Source organism: Streptomyces sp. NPDC048523 (assembly GCF_043199815.1).
GTDB lineage: Bacteria > Actinomycetota > Actinomycetes > Streptomycetales > Streptomycetaceae > Streptomyces.
Genome location: NZ_JBICWQ010000001.1, coordinates 1683282 through 1703968, shown reverse-complemented (window position 1 = coordinate 1703968; position 20687 = coordinate 1683282). Strand labels below are relative to the sequence as shown.

The window sequence follows — 20687 nt, the reverse complement described above, 5'->3', positions numbered from 1 at the left end:
GTGCGGGATGCTGACGATTCGGCTGCGTGGGGTGCGGGCGACCCTGCGGTCGAGGGGAGTGGCGATCCGGTAGTGGGGGAGGCGGCCGGGAATCCCTCGGCGGCGGGTGCGGGGGGCTCTGCGACTGAGGGGGGTGGCGTTCCGGCCGTGGGGGAGGCCGGGAATCCCCCGGCGGTGGATGCCGGGAGCCTCGCGGTGGAGGGGGGCGGCGATCCGGTAGTGGGGGAGGCCGGGAACCCCTCGGCGGCGGGTGCCGGGAGCTTCGAGGTGGCGGGCGACGACACCTCGGGGGTGTCGGAGGCCGGTGACTCTGTGGCGTCCGACGCCGGGAGTTGTGCGGTTGGGGAGACCGGAAGTTCTGCGGCGCAGGGGACGGGGAGCCGCGCGGCCGAGGAGAGCGGCAGCCCGGTGGCGCAGGGTACGGGGCACGACGGGGCGCACGGTGCGGCGAGCCGCGCGGCCGGGGCCACCGGGAGCTCTGCAGTGCCGGGATGGGGGAGCCTTCCTGGGGGCAGCCTCGCGGAGCATCAAGAGGGCAACTCTGCGGCGCGGGCCGCGGCCACGGCGGCGGACCGCGCCGCCGCTGAACGTGCGGTTCGCCCGGTGAGCGCGGACGCCGCCGGGCCGGATACCGCCGACGGGCAGGACACGGTGTCCGAGAACGCCGTGGCCGAACCCGACCCGGCCGAGCCCCGGCCAGGTGACGCCGCCCGTGCGGCCCTGCGGGAAGCTGTCGCGGCGCGGCGCGGTGTCACGGGTCGGTCCGAGACGGGCGCCGGTGCCGCTGCCTCCGGTTCTGCCGGCCCCACGCAGTCCCGCGCACCTCTTCCGGAAGCCGTCGCGGCCCGGCGTGAGTCGATCGTGGACGCGGCCGGCGCCACAGGCCGGTCCGACGCGGACGCCGCCCCCACCACCGCGCCCACCGCCGCCCCCTCCATCGAGCCCACCGACCGAGACACGGATCGCGTCGCTGAGGCGGCTCGTCCCGGCGCACGTCCCGCGGATGCGGTCCGCGAAGCGCTGCGCGCGGCACGCAAGAGGCGGTCGGACGCCGAGGCCGCGGAAGCGGAGGCCGCCCACGCGCGCCGGTCGCGCAGCACCTCAGCGACCCCGACCCCGACTTCGACCCCGACCCGGAACCGTACGCCTAGTCCCACGGCCGGCGTCCGGGCGCGTGACGTACGGGAGTTGCTGGCCGACGTCTTCCGGATGCCCGACGACGCGCCCCTGCCGGCGGAGGAGCCTGAGGACAGCAGTCGTACACAGCAAGGCAGTTCGCTCCCGGACAGCCACGTTCCTGACGGCAGCCCCCTGAACACCCCGTCCGCACCCCGTCACCCCCACTCCATGGCCGCCCCCAACCGGGACAACGAGCTGCGCCGCACCTTCCCGGCCTTTCCTCCCCACGCTTCCGAGGACTCCCGGTTCGCCGCCACCTGGTGGGGCAACGCCTGGGTCACCGCGTTGGAGGAGGGCGCACTGGACGCCAAGCGGCTCGCGCGGGGCCGCGGTTACGCCGAGCAGGGGAATGTGGACGCGATCACCGTGACGCCCGGTCTCGTGCTCGCCTATGTGCAGGGCAGCCGCGCCCGGCCGTACCGCGTGCAGGTGCGGTTGCGGACGCTCGGTGACGCCGACTGGGACCGCTTCCTGGACCTCGCCGCCGACCGGACCGGACACATCGCCGCACTGCTCGACAAGGAGATGCCCGAGGCGCTGGCCGAATGCGGAGTGCCGTTGCTTCCCGGCCCCGGTGATCTCGAACCGCAGTGCAGCTGCCCCGACCGCGGTCACCCCTGCAAACACGCCGCCGCCCTCTGCTACCAGACCGCACGTCTCCTCGACGCCGACCCCTTCGTCCTGCTCCTGCTGCGTGGCCGTGGCGAACGCGAGCTGCTCGACGCCCTCTCCCGCCTCAGCGCCGCCCGCGCGGCCCGTGCCGCCCAGGAACAGGAGCCGGCGCCGCTGCCCGGCGTACGGGCCGGTGAAGCACTCGCGCCCCGCAGACTCCCACCACTCCCGGCCCCGCTGCCCGTCCCTCCGCATCCCGAGCAGCCCCCGGCCTATCCCGCGTCCCCGGGCGGTCCCGACCCCTTCGCCCTGGACCAGCTGGCCACCGACGCCGCCGCCCGCGCGCACGCCCTGCTCGGCACCGGCCGCGACCCGGTCGGCGAACTCACCCTCTGGCAGGACGCGGTCCGCCTCGCCGCCGCCCGCCCCGGTTCCGGCCTCACCGCCGGCACCCGCGCCCTCTATGCCTCCCTCGCCGCGGCCACCGACCGCACCCCGGCCGACCTGGCCCGCGCGGTCGCCGCCTGGCGGCAGGGCGGGCTCGAAGGACTCGCCGTCCTCGAAGAGCCCTGGGACCCACCGGCCGGCCGCTTCGACCGCGCCCGCCCCCTCCTCCTCGCCGCCGACCTCCCGGCCTTCCGCCCCTGGCACAACCACCTCACCCACCCCCGCGGCCACATCCAGCTCCGCCTCGGCCACGACGGCCTCTGGTACGCCTACGAGTCCGAACCGGGCCGCGACGACTGGTGGCCCCGCGGCACCCCTGACCTGGACCCGGTCGGCGCCCTCACGGGCCTGGGCACACCGACCGACCTCTAGGTCGGACCGACGGGGAAAAGCGGACGCCGAGCAGGGCCCGGTCGTCGGGGAAGGCCGCCTCGGGCTGGTGGTGCAGGAAGCGGTCGCACAGCTCGGTGATGTCCAGGCGGCTGGTGGTGCGGGCGAACTCGGTGAGCCGTTGCAGGCCGATGGCGAGGTCCTCGCGGCGGCGCTCGATCAGTCCGTCGGTGTACAGCAGCAGCGTGTCGTTCTCGGCCACGGTGGTGTCGGCCTGCCGGTAGCGGACGTTCCTGATGGGACCGAGCGGCGGAGAGGTGGCCTTGTTGAGGTAGTCGCTGGTGCCGTCGGCGTGGATGAGCAGCGGTGGCGGATGGCCGGCGGTGGCGTAGGTCAGGGTGCGGGTCCGGCGATCGAAGACCAGGTAGCAGGCGGTGGCCATCCGCCCCGGGTGGTAGCGGCCCAGGAAGGTGTTGACCTCGTCGAGGACGGCGGCGGGGTCGGTGCCGCAGCGCGGCACGATGTTGCGCAGGGCCGCGGTGACCTGGGCCATGACGGTCGCTTCGTGCAGTCCGTGGCCGGCGACGTCGCCGATGCTCAGGCCGATGTGATCGGCGTCCACCTCGTAGACGTCGTACCAGTCGCCGCCGACCGAGAGCAGGTCACTGCCCGGGGCGTAGCAGGTGGCGGTCTCCAGGCCGGACAGCTGCGGCAGCTGGGGCAGCAGGCTGAGCTGGAGACGTTCGGCGACCCGGTGCTCGTGCTCGTGGAGCCCCGCCCGGCGAAGGGCCTGGGCGATCTGCTGCGCCACGGCCGTCACGTGCGCAGAGACGGTGGAGTGCTGGGAGCCGTGCACGACGAGCATGCCCAGCTGGACGCCGTCCGCCTCCAGGGACAGAGCGAGCGGCACCGCGTCCCCGGCCTCGCGGGGAAGCGAGCCGTCCGCGCGGTACGGCCGGTCCAGGTCGGTCCAGCCGCCCGCGTCGGCCCGAAGGCCGTTGTCCTCGGGCTGCAGGAGCGGTACCAGCCGCGCCGAGTGCAGGAAGAGCTCGGCCGAGGTGGCCCCCAGGGCGGCCGGCGCCACCTCGCTGACGACGCGGGAAACCTCCGCGAGGGTGATGGCGGCGGCCAAGGCGGCCGTCAGGTCGTACATGTGCTGCAACTGAGCGCGGGCGGCCTGTTCGGCGGCCAGCAGCCGTGCCCGGTCGACTTCGGTGGCACGGCGGAATGCCACCTCCCGGTTCAGCGCCTCCACCTGCTGGCTGAGCGCGACGAACCGGTCGGAGGCGCCTGCCTCGACGAGGTGCAGCTGCACGGCCGGCTGTGGGCCGTCCCACCACGTGGCCCGCGCCCCGTGACAGCGAAACCGTCGCTTGCGGCCGTCGGCGTCCTTGAGAACCAGCGCACCGGGCACGGGGCTGCCGCTGCGCAGCCATACGGCCAGCTGCTGACGCAGCCGTGGCGTGTCGTCGGGCCGTAGATCGAACACGCTGGCACCCGGGCACAGCCGGTCGTCGGAGCGGATCGCCGCCGGGTTGGCAGCCAGCACGCGGCCGTCGGCCCCGCAGAGCAGCACCGCGTGGGGCAGCGGTTTGGTGATGGCCCGGAAGAGGCCAAGGGTCATGGAGCCACAGCCCGGTCGTCGAAGTACTCACGGCCGTTCACCGTCTCGATGTCCACGTCGGGGATCAGATGCACCACCACGCGGCAGCCCGCGTCGCCGCGCGCGATGGTCTCTTCCAGCTCCACGCGCGCATAGCCCAGATTGCGGGCGGCGATGGTGCCGAAGACGTTGGACGTCATCATGCACATCGACTCGCGGCCCACCACCTTCTCCGCGAACGGGCACATCCGGTTGCCCAGCACGATCTTCGTCTCGTCGTGCTCGATGACGTAGAAGTCACCGTTGATACGGCGCTTGAGGTCCACGAGTGCCTCGGCGACCTGCTCGCCTGTGAGCCGGTCGGCTCCCAGCGCCTTGAGGTACATCTCGTCGATCTGGGTGCCGACGGCCTGTCCCACGAGGCTGACATAGCCGGACGCCTCCTCCAGACCGATCACCGACTCCAGCGATGTCGCCAGCTCACGCACCAAGGTCCGCAGGAACACGTCACGGTCCAGTGGAATCTCCACATCCGAAACCTGTTCCATATGGGCTCCCTCGGTTCTCGGACCACGGCGGCAGCGCGACCGGCGTGGCCCCGTTTCGTGTGACGGGATGATTCTGCCAGCGCTCTCCGGGCCGCCACCACCAGTCCCGTCGACAGCGGTGTACGAGCCTTCACAGAATCTGCCGGTCATCCGGCAGCGACAGATGGTTCACCCGGCGGGCAGCGGTAACCCGGAGGACGGCTGCCACTGGCTGTGCACAGCGCCAGTCGGCGACAGCGCAGGGCTACCCCGCTGGAGGACCGCGTGGACAGAGCACTGGACAGCGAACCGACCATCCCATCCTGCGAGTCGCGCTTCCCCGCGGTCACAGCGAGCATCGGGGCCGCCCGGCACTGGGTCCGCGAGTGCGTGGAGGGTTTCGGCGGCCCGCTGCGCCGCCACCGGATGACCCAGACCGCCGAACTGCTCGTCTCGGAACTGATCACCAACGCCATCCGCCACGGCGCCGGTTCACCGGTGATCCGGCTCACCTGGAACGGTCGGCTGCTGCGCATCGCGGTCAGCGATCACGGCGACCGTCGGCCGTGCATACGCGCCACCATGAACACCGAGCCCGGCGGCTTCGGCATGCAGCTCCTGGAGCGACTCTCCCACCGCTGGGGCGTCACCCCGCGCCACCCCGGCAAGACGGTCTGGGCCGAGCTCAGCCTCGCCTGAGCGCGCCTCCAGCGGGCCCTGGCGAGGGCGGGCAGGTGGGCGGCCGGGGCCCGATGGTGGTCCAACTACGTGTCCGATCCGGTGCGCATGCACACCGGCGACGTCGGCACGACGTGCGCTTCTTCCTCAGCCTGTAAGCCTGTAACCGCACGAGCAGGCGGCCACTTCTACGTTGCGGATCCCATCGGGGCACTGCCGCGGCACGGTCCTGCCGGGAGCACGCCGGGCGGCGTGACCGCCCCGGGGGCGCAGTGACCGTTCACGACAGGCGTCGTGGGTGATGCGGCGGGGTCAGTGGGTGGTGAGCATGCCCTCGCGCAGCTGGGCCAGGGTGCGTGACAGGAGCCGGGAGACGTGCATCTGGGAGACGCCGAGTCGTTCGCCGATCTGGGCCTGCGTCAGTTCGTCCACGAACCTCCAGTGCAGGATCTTGCGCGAACGCTCGTCGAGGTCGGCGATCATCGGAGCGAGGGCGTGGAAGTCCTCCACCAGTTCCAGTGCGCTGTCCTCGTTGCCGATGAAGTCGGCCAGGGCCGTCTCGCCGTCCTCGCTGTTGTTGATGGCGGCGTCCAGTGAGGAGGAGCGGTAGCCGTTGGAGGCCAGACGTGCCTCGATGACCTCCTCCTCGTCCAGGTTCATCAGCTGGGCCAGTTCGGCCACGGTGGGTGTGCGGCCCAGGCGGCTGCTCAGTTCCTCGGTGGCGCGGGCCAGCTGGACGCGGGCCTCCTGCAGACGTCGCGGAACGTGCACGGCCCACGTGGTGTCACGGAAGAAGCGCTTGATCTCTCCCACGATGTAGGGGATCGAGAAGGAGGTGAACTCCACCTCCCGGGAGATCTCGAACCGGTCGATGGCCTTGATCAGACCGATCACACCGACCTGGACGATGTCCTCCATCTCGTCCGCGTCCCGGCTGCGGAACCGGGAAGCCGCGAAGCGGACCAGGGAAATGTTCATCTCGATCAGCGTGTTGCGCGCGTACTGGTACTCCGGCGTGCCCTCCTCCAGGAGGGCCAGCTGCTGGAAGAACAGGCGGGTCAGTTCACGCGCGTCCTTCGGAGCGACCTTCGACGGGTCGGCCACCTCCGGCAAGGCAGAGCAGTGCGCATCCGCCGCCGCTGTCGCCGTCGTTGCCGTATCCGAGATCATGTGTCCCTCCCCTGTCGGTCCTGCTGACAGGCCATTTCGGCTCGCCGCAGCCGCGTCTACCCCTTCCTCCCGCCTTCATGCCAACTCCTTCCACGATCAGGTCGTCGTGATGAACGAGGCAGGACGGGGTACGGGAAATTCCGGCAGATTTCCCCCGCACGAAGGTGATGCCTCAACCCATGGCAGAGACACGAGACGTCGTTGAACTCATTCTCCAGGACCACCGGAAGATGGAGGACCTCTTTCGTCTGATGCGCAGCGTCGAAGCCGACCGGGGCGCCGCTCTTCGGGAGTTCTCCGATCTGCTGATCGCACACGCGCTGGCGGAGGAGGCCAAGGTCTATCCCGCCCTCAAGCGCTACAAGAAGATCGACGACGACGAGGTGGAACACGGCGAGGAGGAGCACGAGGAGGGCAACAAGGCACTTCTGGAGCTGCTGGAGGTCGACGAGGTCGGCTCCGAGGAGTGGGACGAGAAGCTGGAAGAACTCGTGCAGGCCGTCACCCACCACGCCGACGAGGAGGAGCGCACCATCCTCAACGGAGCACGCGAGAACGTGGCCATGGAGCGCCGCGAGGAACTGGGCGAGGCGTTTGTGGAAGAGCGCGAGCGTCAGCTCAAGGCAGGCTGCGGTGCCGTGGACAACGTGCGCCGCATCGTCGGCTCCTGACCGCAACCCCTTCGCGGGTGACGAGACCGTTCCAACGGCAGGATGCTCTGATCCCGGACATGCCTGGGGCCCCCGGAATACGTATCCGGGGGCCCCAGGCATGTCCGGGATCGGCGGGTTACCAGCGATACCAGCGTCCCTTGCGGCCGCCTGTGTCGGCGGATCGCATGACGAAGCCGAGCAGCCAGACGACCAGGACGATGACGGCGATCCACCACAGTGCCTTCAGCGCGAAGCCCGCGCCGAAGAGGATCAGTGCCAGCAGGAGAACGAGAAGCAGGGGAACCATAGTTATCAACCTCCGTCGCTCCTCGTGCCCGGCGAATACAGGAACACGCAATCGATTTCCCTGGTTTCTTCACCGTTCTCACGGGCACTGAACCCGGTTGCTCCGCGCCGTGTCGACCCGCCGCGGGAAAGCGTTCCCCGGTGCGCAATACTCTCCCGATGAGTTCACGCACTTCCCGGATCAGCCGGCCGATCACCATTCGGAGGGCCGTCGCACGGGATGCCAAACGGCTCACACGGCTAGTGCGCGGCTCAGGGGCCTACGAGGGCAAATACGCAGCCGCAGTGGCCGGCTACCGGGTCGGTCCTGACTACATCGACGCCCACCGTGCCTTCGTAGCCGTCGGCGCCGACGAGCATGAAGGCGGCCGGGTCCTCGGGTTCTACTCGCTCGTCCTCGCTCCACCGGAGCTCGACCTGCTGTTCGTCGCCGACGAGGCGCAAGGTCGGGGTATTGGACGGCTGCTCGTCGAGCACATGCAGTCCGAGGCCCGCGCCGCCGGGCTCGACCGTGTCAAGGTCGTGTCGCATCGCCCCGCCGAGGACTTCTACCACCGCGTCGGCGCGGTGCGGATCGGGACCACGCTCGCGAACCCGCCCGCCGTGCCGTGGGACCGGCCCGCATTCGAGTTCCGCATTCCTTCGGAATGACGTGTGGGCGGGCCCGCCCCGCGGTGCCGCGGAGGAGCCGGGCTGCAGTGGGCCCGGCTCCGGCGGGGTCCGGGTTCGGTGCGCGGCGTGCGACGCGATCTTGCTGTGCTCGTCGTGTATTGCCATGCGGCACCGCTGCGGTCGTCGTGGGTGTGTACGCAGGGGCGATCAGGGCCCGGCGGTCACCGGCCCGGCGCCACCGCGCGGGCCCCGGTCACCACTGGACCGTCCCTGGGACCGACGGCGGCGCCTCCCGTGCCGTGACCGTCTCGCGTGCCGACGCGCGGACGTCGGGGTGTGCGTGCCGGCGCAGGGTGCGGAGCCGGCCGAGCCACGGCTCCGTCCACCGGGAGCGGCTGCCGCCGGAGACGGTGAGCCCGATGGCGAACAGGCCCTGGGCCAGGCCCGGTTCCGCACCCAGCGTGCGGGCGGTCTCCCACCACGCGTCCGGCGCGGGGCCGCTGATCGCGCCGAGCCGCGAGCTGAACCCTTCGGCGATGTCCCGGGCGAGCAGCGGACGTCCTTCGCAGTCGGCAGCCAATCGGCGCAGGCCCGACGACAGTGCGGTGGCGTCCTTGTGCAGGTCGAGGGCGTACAGCCGGAGTTCGGCGACGGAGCGCGCGAAATCCTCGTGCCCGGCGGCGGTGTCGGCGGCGCGCAGCAGCACGTCCGTCGTCGGCCGGCCCCCGCCCCGGTAGCGATGGTGGAGCAGGAGGTGGTGCAGCAGGCTCGCGGCCCGCTGCCGGGCCGGCCGGTCGCGTTCGGGCTCGGCGTCGGGCTGGTCCGGGTCTCCTGTGGCTTCCAGCATCGCCCGCAGGGCCCGAAGGTACGGACCGTCGTCGTCCGCCGCGAGCTCCACCAGCTCCTGCCCGGCCATCGCCCACACCGGCCGACCGGCAAGATCCGTGGTGGCGGCCACCAGCAACTCGGCGATCTCCGGCTGCCACGGCGCCCATTCCGCCAGTGCCGGGAACAGCGCCGCAGCAGTCTCCGGTTCGAGCGGCTCGCAGGCGCGAAGCAGCAGCCCTGCGTACCTGGCTCGATGCTCCTCGTCCACCTCGGCCACGGCCGCCCGCGCCAGCTCCCGGCGGAGCTCCGTGCGTCCCTGCGCGGCCGACTCCAGCAGGGGCCAGCCGGCCGGCTCCGCCAGCATCCCCTGGGCGAACGCGACGCACACCGACTGCACGTCGTGGTGCTGCCCGGGCAGCTCGAACGCTTCCCGCAGCAGCGGCGCCGCCTGCGCCGGGGGCAGCATCGTCGCCGCGAGGCGCACCGCCTCCTTGCGGCTGGTGACCTTCACCGTCCGCGGGTCCTTCGGCGTGAGCAGCCTGCGGAGCTCCGTGGCGAGCCGCGACGGCGCGACGTACTGCGCGGCCCGCGTCGCCGCGTAGACCGCGACCCGGGCGCGGTCGCCGCCCGCGTGCTCCAGCAGCAGCGGCAGCACCTCGTCGGGGCGGTCGGTCCACGGCAGTGCTCCGAGGGCCGCCTCCGCCAGCGGGACGTTCGACGATCCCGTGTAGCGGCGGACGACTTCCAGGCCCGCCTCCGGGATCACTGCCGCCGCCGAGAGGGCCTGGACGCGCACATGCACCGGCTGCCCCGCGTCTCCCGCTGTGTGCGCGAGGAGTTTTGCTGCCGCCCGCTGCTGGCGCGGCACCCAGCGGTGGGCCCGGTGGGTGGGTGGCGTCCAGTGGCTGCGGGCGGTCAGGAAGCGGCCGTACGGTGGGGTCTCCGCCAGCACCGGGTCGAGCAGGTCCGTACGCCGCTCCGTCAGGACTCTCAGAACGGACGGCAGCACGGCGGCGGACGGCTCCAGCCGCACGATCCGCTCCACCCGCTCGTCGCGCCCCTTCGGCTGCTCCAGCCAGAGGTCGACGGCGGTGCGGACGGACGCGTCGTTTCCGAACCGGACGGCCTGCCACAGGTACTCCTGGAGTTCGGCCATCCCCCACGCGCGCCGCCCGAATGCCCGTACGAGTGCGAAGACCAGCGAGTAGTCGGCCTTGTCGGTGGCGGCCTCCAGCCACGGCCGTAGCGCCGCCAGCACCTCGTACTCCTGGCCGCGCCGCAGCACGATGTCGAGGCGGCCGACGTTCGCGCCGCCGGTGTGGCCGGACAGCCGGGTGAGGGTGTCGAGGGCCCAGCCGATGAGCCGCGTGCCGCCCGTGACGGCGTGCTCGCGCAGCACGGACAGGGCGAGCGTGCTGAGCGCGTGACGGGTGCTCCAGGAGGAGTCGCGGGCTTCGACGGCGTCGATGGCGATTTGTCCGAGGTGCTCGGCGGCATCCTCCGCGAACAGCGAAGGGGGCACCTCCGCCAGTGCGGAGAGGGCGGCGCTGCGGACCGGGTCCTGTTCATTGCGCAGCCGCAGCAGCGCACGCAGCAACCGGCTCACTTCCTGTGGGTCGCGGGAGCGTGCTGCGTTGCGGACGAGCAGTGGGTAGGCCGTCGCGCGGTCGTCCGCGGCGGAGCGGCGGACGGCGGTGAGAAGGTCGTCACGGACCTCGTCCGGCGGCAGACAGGCGGCTGCCGTCAGTACCTGCGTCCAGTGCGCGCCCCTGCCGCGGGCCAGCGTCGCCATCCGCCGGGCCTCGGCGGTGCGCCGCTCGTACGGCAGTACGTCGAGCAGGGCAGGGCTGAGGTCCGCGTGGGCGAGGTCCTTGCCCTCCATCGCCGCGTCGAACAGGGCGCCGCGGCGGGAGGGCGGCAGGCAGGCCAGCAGCCGGGCGAGAGCGGCCGCGTTGTCGTTCCAGGCGCGGGCGAGGTCGGTGAGTTCCGCCGGGGCGTGGCGGACGAGGCGGCGCAGCACGGCGGGTTCGAGGTGGCCGCCGTTCAGCCGGGACCGCAGCTTCGGGCGCAGCAGCAGCCGCACCGTGCGGCCGGGATCCGCCTCGGCCAGGAGGTGCAGCTTGCGGTCCACGGGCATCGGCAGCGTCTCGTAACGCTCGAGCACAGCCAGCACGCCGAGCGGATCCCGTTCGGCGAGGAGGGCGAGCGCGTCCGCGTGGGACGCCAGCCAGCCGTCCCGTACGACGGCGGGGAGGGTGTCGAGCTGCCGCTCCACCTCGGCGAGCAGCAGAGCGGGATGGCGGGCGGCGAGCAGCCGGTAGGAGCCCAGTCCGCGGAACATGCGGGGCAGCAGCCGGGCGGCGGTCTCCACCGTGCAGGCGGTGAGCAGTTCCGCGGCGGCCTCGGCGCCCCATCGCCGGTACGTCGGCTCGACCAGCGCCTCGGCGAGGCCCGTACGCCCCGCAACGGCGATGGCGTGCACGAGCTGCTGCCGCACGGCGGCGGGTGCGTCCTCGATGGCCTCGATCACGGTGGCGTCCGTGAGCCGCCCCTGCCGCAGCGCCCTGATCGCGGGGGCGCGGACGAGGCGGTCGGGGTCCGCGAGGCAGCCCTCCAGATACGTGTCGTGGCGCACCATGTCCGCCACGGTGGCGGCGAGCCGTTGCCCGTGGAGGCCGTGGGCGACGAGCCCGGTCACAAGCTCGTCGACCGCCCCCCTTGCCGCGGCGCGCCGGGCAGCGGAGGCCAACTCGCGCATGCGGTGGGGGTAGGAGAGCCGGTCGACGGCCGTGAGCAGGTGTTCGGCACGCTGGGACATGAGGGCGATTCTGCCCGGCGGGCGGGGGCGGCGCCTGCGGATTTCGGCGGGCCAAGTCCCGTCGCGAAACCGCCCCTTGCCTCGAGCGCCACGCGGCTCGGGAGATCTTCCACCTGGTCGGACAGGTGCAGCCAGGACCCCGCTCATAGGGGCTGTCGGGAAAGATGAGAGGCTCGGACGGGTGAGCGAGACACCACCGAACACCCTCCAATACCGCTTTGACGGGCCGCAAGAGGCTCCCGTCCTGATCCTCGGTCCCTCACTGGGCACCACATGGCACATGTGGGACCGCCAGGTCCCCGAACTGGTCAAGCAGTGGCGCGTCTTCCGGTTCGACCTGCCGGGACACGGCGGCGCCCCCGCCTACCCGGCAGGTTCGGTCGGCGACCTCACCGACCGGCTGCTCGCCACGCTCGACCGGTTCGGGGTGCAGCGCTTCGGCTACGCGGGCTGCGCGCTCGGCGGCGCGGTCGGCATCGAGCTGGCGCTGCGCCACCCGGAGCGGCTCGCCTCCCTCGCGCTGATCGCCGCCTCGCCCCGCTTCGGCACCGCCGACGAGTTCCGCCAGCGCGGCGTGATCGTGCGGACGAACGGGCTCGATCCCATCGCCCGCACCTCGCCCGACCGCTGGTTCACCTCCGGTTTCGCCGCCGCCCAGCCCGCGATCACCGAGTGGGCCGTGCAGATGGTGCGCACCACCGACCCCGGCTGCTACATCGCGGCCTGCGAAGCGCTCGCCGCGTTCGACGTGCGGGCCGGCCTTGCGAGCGTCGGGGTGCCGACCCTGGTCCTCGTCGGCTCCGACGACCAGGTCACCGGCCCCGCCGAGGCCCGCACCCTGGTCGCGGGCATCCCGGACGCCCGGCTCGCCGTCGTACCCGGCGCCTCCCACCTGGTGCCGGTCGAGCAGCCCGCCGCCGTCACCGACCTCCTGGTCAGACACTTCTCCACCGCCTGGCAGCCCGCCTTCGACTCCAGCACCGGCCAGACGGCGATGCCCACCGCCCCCCTCACCCCGGTCCTCAACGCCGCGCCGCCGCACCCCGTGCCGATCGCCGAGATCGCACCGGCCGCCCCGGACCCGCACACGGCGGGCCGTGCCGACCCGTACGACACCGGCATCAAGGTGCGCCGCGAGGTGCTCGGCGATGCGCATGTCGACCGGGCGCTGGCGCAGGCCGACGACTTCTCGGGCGACTTCCAGGAGCTCCTCACCCGCTACGCCTGGGGCGAGATCTGGGACCGGCCGGGGCTCGACCGCCGTTCCCGCAGCGTCGCCACGCTCACCGCGCTGGTCGCGGGCGGCCACCTGGACGAGCTCGCCGTCCACACCCGGGCCGCCCTGCGCAACGGCCTCACCCCCTCCGAGATCAAGGAAGTGCTGCTCCAGGCGGCCGTCTACTGCGGTGTGCCGGCGGCCGGCAGCGCGTTCAAGGTGGCCCAGCGGGTCATCCGCGAGGAGACCACCCCCACCGAGTGAGCCGGGCGGTGCGCCCAGGCAGGATGGATCCATGAAGCTCACGAAGATGTCGCACGCCTGTGTCCGTCTGGAGAAGGACGGACAGACGCTCGTCCTCGATCCCGGGGCCTTCAGCGAGGAGGACGCCGCCCTCGGCGCGGACGCGATCCTCGTCACCCACGAGCACCTCGACCACTTCAGCGAGGAACGGCTGCGGGTGGCCCTGGACGCCAACCCGGCAGCCGAGATCTGGACGCTGAAGTCGGTCGCCGAGAAGATCGGGACGGCCTTCCCGGGCCGCGTGCACACCGTCGGCCACGGCGACACCTTCACCGCCGCCGGCTTCGACGTCCAGGTCCACGGTGAGCTGCACGCCGTGATCCACCCGGACATCCCGCGCATCACCAACGTCGGTTACCTGATCGACGGCGGCGCGGTCTTCCACCCCGGCGACGCCCTCACCGTCCCCGATCACGCCGTCGAGACGCTGATGCTCCCCGTCATGGCCCCCTGGAGCAAGATCTCCGAGGTCATCGACTACGTCCGTGAGGTCCGGCCCCAGCGCGCCTACGACATCCACGACGCCCTTCTCACGGACCTCGCCCGACCGGTCTACGACAACCAGATCGGCGCCCTCGGCGGCGCGGAGCACCTGCGTCTGAAGCCAGGGGAGAGCACGGCTCTGTGACTGTCAGTGCCGCCGGGTAGGTTGTCAGGCATGCGCATCGCGACCTGGAACGTCAACTCGATCACCGCTCGTCTCCCGAGGCTGCTGGCCTGGCTGGAGAGCACCGGCACCGATGTGCTGTGCCTCCAGGAGGCCAAGCTCGCCGAGGAGCAGTTCCCGTTCGGCCAGCTGCGCGAGGCGGGCTACGAGGCGGCGGTGCACGCGACGGGCCGGTGGAACGGCGTGGCGGTGATCTCCCGGCTGGGCCTGGAGGACGTCGTCAAGGGCCTGCCCGGCGACCCCGGTTACGACGGCGCCACGGAACCCCGCGCGATCTCCGCGACCTGCGGCCCGGTCCGCGTCTGGTCGGTCTACGTGCCCAACGGCCGCGAGGTCGACCACCCGCACTACGCGTACAAGCTCCAGTGGTTCGAGGCACTGAAGGCCGCTGTCGCCGGTGACGCGGCCGGCAGCCGCCCCTTCGCGGTCCTCGGCGACTACAACGTGGCGCCGACGGATGACGACGTCTACGACGTGGCCGCCTTCGAGGGCCTCACCCACGTCACTCCCGCCGAGCGCGCCGCCCTCGCCGCCCTGCGCGAGGCGGGCCTGTCGGACGTGGTCCCGCGGCCCCTCAAGTACGACCACCCGTTCACGTACTGGGACTACCGCCAGCTCTGCTTCCCCAAGAACCGCGGCATGCGCATCGACCTGGTCTACGGCAACGAGCCCTTCGCGAAGGCCGTCACCGACGCGTACGTCGACCGTGAGGAGCGCAAGGGCAAGGGCGCCTCCGATCACGCACCGGTCGTCGTCGACCTGGACGTCTAGACCACGATCCGGACGCCTGGACCACGACGTGGACGTCCGGGCCTCGCTCCACCCGGCACGGTGGAAACGACAGCCCGCGCGCCTGTGGTGCACAGGGCCGAGTGAGTGACACGCTGAGCGTATGAAGATCCCTTTTCTGGGCGGCTGGAGTGAGAAGCCGGGGACCCGCGATCCCGAGGGCATCGCCGAACTCCTCTCCGAGTGCGAGCTCCTGCGCTCCCACGCCTCCCGTTCGGGTGTCCTACTGGACGACACGGCGGCCTCGTTGGAGGCGCTCGACCAGCTCGTGCCGGGCTGGCGGGACGACGAGGAGATCCTGCTCTGGCTGGGCAACGACGCCGGGCTCTATCTGGGCACGGTCATCGTGCGGACCGTCCCCGGGGCGGCCTGGGATCTGCGCTCGGACGGCCAGCCCGTGATCCGGCTGGAATCGGGCCGCGAGTTCGACGTGGTGGCCTCCGGTCACGAGTGGGCCGCGAGCGGGGTGCCCGAGCTGTCGCAGCTCTACGCCGAGGTCGCCGAGGAGTGAATCCATGGCCGTAAGCGCGGCGTAAATACGGCTTATGACCGAAAAGTGCGTGTCGTTCCTCAAGTCTGATCTTGCCTCGATAGGTTGCGGCAACCACGACACAGCTGAGAGTGAGTAGGGCTGGGTATGGCCGTCGTCGATCCGTTGATCGAACTGCGTGACGTCAACAAGTACTACGGGGAGCTGCATGTCCTGCAGGACATCAACCTCACCGTCGGCAAGGGGGAGGTGGTCGTGGTCATCGGCCCTTCGGGGTCGGGCAAGTCCACGCTCTGCAGGACGATCAACCGCCTGGAGACCATCAAGTCCGGTTCCATCACGCTCGACGGGCAGCCGCTGCCCGAGGAGGGCAGGGCCCTCGCGAAGCTCCGTGCCGAGGTCGGCATGGTCTTCCAGTCCTTCAACCTGTTCGCCCACAAGACGGTCCTGCAGAACGTCTCGCTGGCCCAGGTCAAGGTCCGCGGACGCAAGAAGGACCAGGCCGACCAGCGCTCCCGCCAACTCCTCGACCGGGTGGGCCTCGCCGACCAGGCGGACAAGTACCCGGCCCAGCTCTCCGGCGGTCAGCAGCAGCGCGTGGCCATCGCCCGCGCCCTCGCCATGGAGCCCAAGGCCCTGCTGTTCGACGAGCCCACCTCGGCCCTCGACCCGGAGATGATCAACGAGGTCCTGGAGGTCATGCAGCAACTGGCCCGGGAGGGCATGACCATGGTTGTCGTCACCCACGAGATGGGCTTCGCCCGCTCGGCCGCCAACCGCGTGGTGTTCATGGCCGACGGCCGCATCGTCGAGGACCGCGCCCCCGACGACTTCTTCACCAACCCGGACAGCGAGCGCGCCAGGGACTTCCTCTCCAAGATCCTCAAGCACTGAGAGAGCGACGGCCATGGCTTCGAGCCTCGACTACGATGGTCCGCTCACCCCCAGGGTGACGGCGACCGAACCTCCAGGGACGCTGCTGCCGGGTGGGGGACCCCCCACGGCCCGTCAGCCGTAGGGGGCAACAGTCACAGAGCCCTACCCGCCCGGCGCCGGCCGGAGATCACTGCTCGCGCAGCGGAATCGACACGTACGACGGGTCGTTCGCCGGTGAGGAGAAGGTCAGCTGAGCGCCGGACGGGTTGTGCTCGATGTAGAGCGGGTCGACCGTGTCCACCACCAGGGCCAGCCGGTGCCCTGCCGGGACGTCGTAGGCCGTGGAGAACAGCTCCACGTCGACGCCGAACGGCTTTCCGGGCGTCCGGCCGTGGAAGGTGTACGGCGCGTGGGAGACCAGCTTGCCGAGGCCGAGCGGCCCCACGTCGTAGAGGTAGGCGACGAGGGTGCCGCTCTCCTTGGTGGGCGTGACGGTTGTATGCAACTTCGCGGTGCCGCGCACCTGTTGGGCGGTCGGGTACTTCTCCGACTGCCACACGGCGGCCCACCGGCGCGGGAGCAGCGGGATCGAGGCGACCGGGGGAGCCTGGGCGATCTGGTCGAGGATGCTGGACAGGAGGACGATCCCGCCGTCCGCGCCCGAGTCGACGTTGGTGTGGATCGTGGTGGTGCCCGAGAGGGCCATCTTCTTGCGGGTCGCGCCGACCGACTTCCAGTCCGGATAGCCCTCGTAGCCGCCGGTGGAACGGGACTTGAGCCGGACCGGCTCCTCGTGGTCGATCCCGTTGTCCGTGCCCTTGAGGTAGTGGTCGAACCAGCGCCCGGTGTCGGTCCACACGTCGTTGGGCAGGCCGAACAGTCCGGTCAGTTCGGCCGTGGCGTGGTCGCCGGGGCGGAACTCCAGTCTCTTCGGGCCGGTCAGCTTCTCGTAGAAGTCCGCGTACTGGTTGGGCGCGAAGACCGTGTCGCCCCACGCGTTGGCCATCATGACCGCCGCGCCGTTCTTGTTCAGTTGGTCCACGTATGTGTCGGCCGAACGTTTCTTCCCCCAATCGATCATCTCCTGCTCCTTCGACAGGTTCGACGCGTAGAAGTTGTCGAAGATCTGCCGGATTTCGGCGCTCTGGCGGCCGGTGACCAGGCTCGCACCGTCCAGCAGGGCCCCGGCCTGGACGTGCTGGGTGCGGCCGGAGTAGATCGAGTCGATCAGGTCGGCCCAGCCGCTGAGTGCGGCGACGGCCTTGATGCGCTTGTCGTGCGCGGCGGCGAGGAGGCTGATGCCGGCGCCGTAGGAGACGCCCGCCATGCCGATGTGCTGTGCGTCGGCGGGGGTGTTGGCGAGCGCCCAGTCGATGACCTTGGACGCGTCGGCGGTGTCGGGAGGGCCCGCCACTTCTATCTCCCCGCCCGACTGCCAGAACCCGCGGACGTTGTAACTGACCACGACGTAGCCGGAGTCCGCGAGCTTCTGGGCCTGGGCGAGGTACTCGATCTGGGGCAGGCCCCAGCTCGTGGGCAGGACGAGCAGCGGGTAGCGCCGGGAGCCGTCGGCTCCGGCGGGCGTGATGACGTTCGCCTTGAGGACGGTTCCGCCGTCCCCGGTGATGTCTACGAAGCGGACGGCGTCCGCCGCCTGGGCGGTGGGGGCGAGTCCGAGGGCGCTTCCGGCGATCAGAGTCGCGGAGACGGCGCCCACGGTGGTCGTACGCAGGGCCTTGCGAGGGTGTCCCACGGGTCACTCCCTACTCGTGTCAATGCAAAGTGACCAGACGGTAACCTCGACGCTTTACCTGAGGTAACCCGTCGGTAAGTTACGTGGGAGTAACGATTGTTGTCGTGTGAATCAATTCAGGAGGCGCGGTGGGAGTTGCGTGCAGGCGCGGTTGCCGGAAGAGGCGTCTTGGCCTCCCGGGTCACGTCCGCGACGAGCTCCACGACGTCCGGGCCGTACGCCCCGGAGTTGACCACCCGCAGCAGCAGGACGAAGGTGCTGTCGCCGTACTTGCGGGTCAACCGCTCGTGGTTGCGGGCCAGGTAGCGGGTCGCGGCCTGGTTGGTGATCGCGGTCTGGCCGCAGAAGAGGAACACCGGCCGGGCGCCGTTGCTCTGCTCGACGGTGAGCCGGGCGAGGAGGGCGTACTCGGACGTGCCGACCTCCACGCGGTAGCGCTCGGAGCCCACCTGGAAGGCGCCGCGGTCCGGGCTCGGTTCGGCGTCCACATTGACCCGGACGCCGGGCAGCAGGGACGAAAGGTGGGCGGCCATACGGCGGTTCGAGGCCGGGCCGCCGACGCAGAACTCGGTGCGCTCGCCGAAGCCCTGCCGTGCCGCGTCGTGCGCGAGGACCTGGGCGTGGGCGTTGCAGTCCTTGATGAGCGCGGCGAGCTCCAGGAGGGCGAACACGTCGTAGCGCATCACCGCCAGGTCCGGGCCGCCCGCGCCGCGGTTCACGACCAGCAGTGACTCGGAGTTGTCCGGCAGCCCGAAGAACGCCTGCTTGCGGCGGAGTTTCCGCTTCCACAGATACGTCCGGGCGAGCCAGCCGAGCGCGGCGCTGATGCCCGCCGCCACCACACCCAGGACGATGTTGCGCACGTCGTCAGTCATGTGCGCGCATGCTAGCGGGCCGACACGGCTGGTACGTACCGGTGTTCGATGTGTGGCATTCGCATGACACCTGACCCGATGGGGGGTGTCGGGGTCCCGGCGATGTGGTTACGCTGCGCGGACGGTCCTGGACTGGAGGTACGGATGCGTCGCCCTGTCGCACGGAAACTGTCGGTGCTGGCGGTCTCGGCCGCCGTGGTGTCGGTGGGGGCGGCAGCGCCCCCGCAGGCCGCCCCGGCACCCGGGAAGGTACCCGTCGCCGTGGGCTACAGCGGCGCCGTCTCCAGCGTCGACGCGGACGCCTCCGCCGCCGGCATCGAGGTCCTGAGGAAGGGCGGCAACGCGGTCGACGCGGCCGTCGCCACCGCCGCCGCGCTCGGCGTCACCGAGCCGTACTCCTCCGGCATCGGCGGGGGCGGCTACTTCGTCTACTACGACGCCAAGTCCCGTACGGTCCACACGATCGACGGCCGCGAGACGGCCCCGCTGACCGCGGACTCCGACCTGTTCACGGAGAACGGCAAGCCGCTCGCCTTCGCCGACGCCGTCAGCAGTGGGCTGAGCGTCGGCACCCCCGGCACACCGGCCACGTGGGCCACGGCCCTGGGCGAGTGGGGCAGCAGATCGCTGGGCAGCGTCCTGAAGCCGGCCGAGCGGATCGCCCGGGACGGGTTCACGGTCGACGACACCTTCCGCTCGCAGACCGCGTCCAACGAGACGCGGTTCCGGTACTTCCCCGACACCGCGAAGCTCTTCCTGCCCGGCGGGCAGCTGCCGGTCGTCGGGTCCACCTTCAAGAACCCCGACCTCGCCCGCACCTACCAGGAGCTGGGCCGCAAGGGCGTCGGCGCGATCTACCACGGCGACCTCGGCGACGACATCGTCGACACGGTGAACCACCCGCCCGTGGACCCCGGTTCGGGCTGGAACGCACGGCCGGGCGAGCTGTCCGAGAAGGACCTCGCCGCCTACCGGGCCAAGCTCCAGAAGCCCACCAAGACCTCCTACCGCGGGCTCGGCGTCTACTCCATCGCGCCCTCCTCCTCCGGCGGCACGACGGTCGCCGAGGCCCTCAACATCCTCGAGCACACCGACCTCTCCAAGGCCAGTGAGGTCCAGTACCTGCACCACTACATCGAGGCCAGCCGGATCGCGTTCGCGGACCGGGGGCGCTGGGTCGGCGACCCCGCCTTCGAGGACGTTCCGACGAAGGGGCTGCTGTCGCAGCGGTTCGCCGACTCGCGGGCCTGCCTGATCAGGGACGACTCGGTGCTCACGAGTCCGGTGGCGCCCGGGGACCCGCGCAATCCGGGGGCGTGCACGGACCGGGGCACCGCGGCTCCGACGACGTACGAGGGCGAGAACACCACGCATCTGACGGTGGCCGACAAGTGGGGGAACGTCGTCTCCTACACGCTGACCATCGAGCAGACCGGTGGCAGTGCGATCACCGTGCCCGGGCGCGGGTTCATCCTCAACAACGAGCTGACGGACTTCTCCTTCGTGCCGGCGAACCCCGCTGTGCACGACCCGAACCTGCCGGGGCCCGGCAAGCGGCCGCGGTCCTCGATCTCACCGACGATCGTGCTGGACCGGCACAACCAGCCCGTGGTGGCGCTGGGTTCGCCCGGCGGGGCGACCATCATCACGACCGTGCTCCAGGTGCTGACCGAGTTCGTGGACCGCGGGCTGCCGTTGGTGGACGCGATCGCCGCGCCGCGGGCGAGCCAGCGCAACGCCGCGCAGACCGAGCTGGAGCCGGCGCTGTACAGCAGCGGGGTGCGGTCCCAGCTGGAGGCGATCGGGCATTCCTTCAAGCTGAACCCGGAGATCGGGGCGGCGACGGGTGTGCAGCGGTTGCCGGGCGGGAAGTGGCTCGCGGCCGCTGAGACGGTGCGGCGGGGTGGGGGCTCCGCGCAGGTGGTCCATCCCGCTTCGTAGCCGTGTGCGGGTGC

At 71.4% G+C, this 20687-nt stretch carries 17 protein-coding genes; 10 read left to right on the top strand and 7 right to left on the bottom strand.

Features of this window, described 5'->3' with window-relative positions; translation table 11 throughout:
* Nucleotides 1-651 precede the first annotated feature (651 nt).
* Nucleotides 652-2610, top strand: a complete 1959-nt coding sequence (locus ACGFWE_RS07735) for an SWIM zinc finger family protein (RefSeq protein ID WP_393598968.1) — start codon at nucleotides 652-654, stop codon at nucleotides 2608-2610.
* Here the strand turns inward: ACGFWE_RS07735 and ACGFWE_RS07730 are convergent.
* Both ACGFWE_RS07730 and ACGFWE_RS07725 read right to left on the bottom strand, forming a co-directional pair.
* Entirely contained in the window at nucleotides 2579-4192 is a 1614-nt protein-coding gene (locus ACGFWE_RS07730) for a SpoIIE family protein phosphatase (RefSeq protein WP_352381495.1), read from the bottom strand. The two genes, ACGFWE_RS07735 and ACGFWE_RS07730, sit on opposite strands and share 32 nt — an antisense overlap.
* Nucleotides 4189-4719: a methanogen output domain 1-containing protein gene (locus ACGFWE_RS07725; RefSeq protein WP_393598592.1), complete on the bottom strand. Its 531-nt coding sequence runs from the start codon at nucleotides 4717-4719 to the stop codon at nucleotides 4189-4191. Before ACGFWE_RS07725 ends, ACGFWE_RS07730 begins: the two co-directional genes overlap by 4 nt.
* 264 nt (nucleotides 4720-4983) lie before the next feature.
* On the opposite strand from ACGFWE_RS07725, the gene ACGFWE_RS07720 reads away from it, so the two are divergent.
* Nucleotides 4984-5397 (top strand): ATP-binding protein, encoded by a 414-nt coding sequence (locus ACGFWE_RS07720; RefSeq protein WP_352381492.1) that lies wholly within the window; start codon nucleotides 4984-4986, stop codon nucleotides 5395-5397.
* A 291-nt stretch (nucleotides 5398-5688) separates the two neighbouring features.
* On the opposite strand, the gene ACGFWE_RS07715 is transcribed toward ACGFWE_RS07720, so the two are convergent.
* A complete protein-coding gene (locus ACGFWE_RS07715) occupies nucleotides 5689-6546 on the bottom strand; it encodes an RNA polymerase sigma factor SigF (RefSeq protein WP_393598590.1) in 858 nt (285 codons plus the stop codon).
* 179 nt (nucleotides 6547-6725) lie between these two features.
* On the opposite strand from ACGFWE_RS07715, the gene ACGFWE_RS07710 reads away from it, so the two are divergent.
* Entirely contained in the window at nucleotides 6726-7217 is a 492-nt protein-coding gene (locus ACGFWE_RS07710; protein WP_352381488.1) for a hemerythrin domain-containing protein, read from the top strand.
* Between the two features lie 118 nt (nucleotides 7218-7335).
* On the opposite strand, the gene ACGFWE_RS07705 is transcribed toward ACGFWE_RS07710, so the two are convergent.
* Nucleotides 7336-7506 carry a DUF5670 family protein gene (locus tag ACGFWE_RS07705; protein ID WP_030933194.1) on the bottom strand — a complete coding sequence of 57 codons (171 nt, stop codon included), beginning with the start codon at nucleotides 7504-7506 and terminating at the stop codon, nucleotides 7336-7338.
* A 158-nt stretch (nucleotides 7507-7664) separates the two neighbouring features.
* Between ACGFWE_RS07705 and ACGFWE_RS07700 the strand changes: the two genes are divergently transcribed.
* A complete protein-coding gene (locus ACGFWE_RS07700; protein ID WP_393598588.1) occupies nucleotides 7665-8156 on the top strand; it encodes a GNAT family N-acetyltransferase in 492 nt (163 codons plus the stop codon).
* A 214-nt stretch (nucleotides 8157-8370) separates the two neighbouring features.
* Here the strand turns inward: ACGFWE_RS07700 and ACGFWE_RS07695 are convergent, their stop codons facing one another.
* Nucleotides 8371-11763 (bottom strand): hypothetical protein, encoded by a 3393-nt coding sequence (locus tag ACGFWE_RS07695; protein ID WP_393598587.1) that lies wholly within the window; start codon nucleotides 11761-11763, stop codon nucleotides 8371-8373.
* 181 nt (nucleotides 11764-11944) lie between these two features.
* On the opposite strand from ACGFWE_RS07695, the gene pcaC reads away from it, so the two are divergent.
* From pcaC to ACGFWE_RS07670, 5 genes are all read left to right on the top strand, one after another.
* Nucleotides 11945-13243 (top strand): 4-carboxymuconolactone decarboxylase, encoded by a 1299-nt coding sequence (gene pcaC, locus ACGFWE_RS07690; RefSeq protein ID WP_352381483.1) that lies wholly within the window; start codon nucleotides 11945-11947, stop codon nucleotides 13241-13243.
* 31 nt (nucleotides 13244-13274) lie between these two features.
* A complete protein-coding gene (locus ACGFWE_RS07685; RefSeq protein ID WP_352381482.1) occupies nucleotides 13275-13910 on the top strand; it encodes an MBL fold metallo-hydrolase in 636 nt (211 codons plus the stop codon).
* A 30-nt stretch (nucleotides 13911-13940) separates the two neighbouring features.
* Nucleotides 13941-14720 (top strand): exodeoxyribonuclease III, encoded by a 780-nt coding sequence (locus ACGFWE_RS07680; RefSeq protein ID WP_393598586.1) that lies wholly within the window; start codon nucleotides 13941-13943, stop codon nucleotides 14718-14720.
* 121 nt (nucleotides 14721-14841) lie between these two features.
* Nucleotides 14842-15249: a DUF6278 family protein gene (locus tag ACGFWE_RS07675; protein ID WP_306974396.1), complete on the top strand. Its 408-nt coding sequence runs from the start codon at nucleotides 14842-14844 to the stop codon at nucleotides 15247-15249.
* Between the two features lie 126 nt (nucleotides 15250-15375).
* Nucleotides 15376-16122, top strand: coding sequence for an amino acid ABC transporter ATP-binding protein (locus tag ACGFWE_RS07670; protein WP_352381478.1), 747 nt, complete (start codon nucleotides 15376-15378; stop codon nucleotides 16120-16122).
* Between the two features lie 169 nt (nucleotides 16123-16291).
* On the opposite strand, the gene ACGFWE_RS07665 is transcribed toward ACGFWE_RS07670, so the two are convergent.
* Both ACGFWE_RS07665 and ACGFWE_RS07660 read right to left on the bottom strand, forming a co-directional pair.
* Nucleotides 16292-17857 carry a CocE/NonD family hydrolase gene (locus ACGFWE_RS07665; RefSeq protein ID WP_393598584.1) on the bottom strand — a complete coding sequence of 522 codons (1566 nt, stop codon included), beginning with the start codon at nucleotides 17855-17857 and terminating at the stop codon, nucleotides 16292-16294.
* A gap of 116 nt (nucleotides 17858-17973) precedes the next feature.
* A complete protein-coding gene (locus tag ACGFWE_RS07660) occupies nucleotides 17974-18732 on the bottom strand; it encodes a hypothetical protein (RefSeq protein ID WP_352381475.1) in 759 nt (252 codons plus the stop codon).
* Nucleotides 18733-18876: 144 nt separating this feature from the next.
* Between ACGFWE_RS07660 and ggt the strand changes: the two genes are divergently transcribed.
* Complete coding sequence (gene ggt / locus ACGFWE_RS07655; protein ID WP_393598583.1) at nucleotides 18877-20673, top strand: gamma-glutamyltransferase; 1797 nt, start codon at nucleotides 18877-18879, stop codon at nucleotides 20671-20673.
* The last annotated feature ends 14 nt before the right edge of the window (nucleotides 20674-20687 follow it).

What these genes read in the sequence shown, in the direction of transcription:
- ACGFWE_RS07730 (WP_352381495.1), bottom strand. Translation starts at nt 4,192, where the DNA reads ATGACCCTTGGCCTCTTCCGGGCCATCACCAAACCGCTGCCCCACGCG.
- ACGFWE_RS07725 (WP_393598592.1), bottom strand. Translation starts at nt 4,719, where the DNA reads ATGGAACAGGTTTCGGATGTGGAGATTCCACTGGACCGTGACGTGTTC.
- ACGFWE_RS07715 (WP_393598590.1), bottom strand. Translation starts at nt 6,546, where the DNA reads ATGATCTCGGATACGGCAACGACGGCGACAGCGGCGGCGGATGCGCAC.
- ACGFWE_RS07710 (WP_352381488.1), top strand. Translation starts at nt 6,726, where the DNA reads ATGGCAGAGACACGAGACGTCGTTGAACTCATTCTCCAGGACCACCGG.
- ACGFWE_RS07705 (WP_030933194.1), bottom strand. Translation starts at nt 7,506, where the DNA reads ATGGTTCCCCTGCTTCTCGTTCTCCTGCTGGCACTGATCCTCTTCGGC.
- ACGFWE_RS07700 (WP_393598588.1), top strand. Translation starts at nt 7,665, where the DNA reads ATGAGTTCACGCACTTCCCGGATCAGCCGGCCGATCACCATTCGGAGG.
- ACGFWE_RS07695 (WP_393598587.1), bottom strand. Translation starts at nt 11,763, where the DNA reads ATGTCCCAGCGTGCCGAACACCTGCTCACGGCCGTCGACCGGCTCTCC.
- ACGFWE_RS07685 (WP_352381482.1), top strand. Translation starts at nt 13,275, where the DNA reads ATGAAGCTCACGAAGATGTCGCACGCCTGTGTCCGTCTGGAGAAGGAC.
- ACGFWE_RS07680 (WP_393598586.1), top strand. Translation starts at nt 13,941, where the DNA reads ATGCGCATCGCGACCTGGAACGTCAACTCGATCACCGCTCGTCTCCCG.
- ACGFWE_RS07675 (WP_306974396.1), top strand. Translation starts at nt 14,842, where the DNA reads ATGAAGATCCCTTTTCTGGGCGGCTGGAGTGAGAAGCCGGGGACCCGC.
- ACGFWE_RS07670 (WP_352381478.1), top strand. Translation starts at nt 15,376, where the DNA reads ATGGCCGTCGTCGATCCGTTGATCGAACTGCGTGACGTCAACAAGTAC.
- ACGFWE_RS07660 (WP_352381475.1), bottom strand. Translation starts at nt 18,732, where the DNA reads ATGACTGACGACGTGCGCAACATCGTCCTGGGTGTGGTGGCGGCGGGC.
- ggt (WP_393598583.1), top strand. Translation starts at nt 18,877, where the DNA reads ATGCGTCGCCCTGTCGCACGGAAACTGTCGGTGCTGGCGGTCTCGGCC.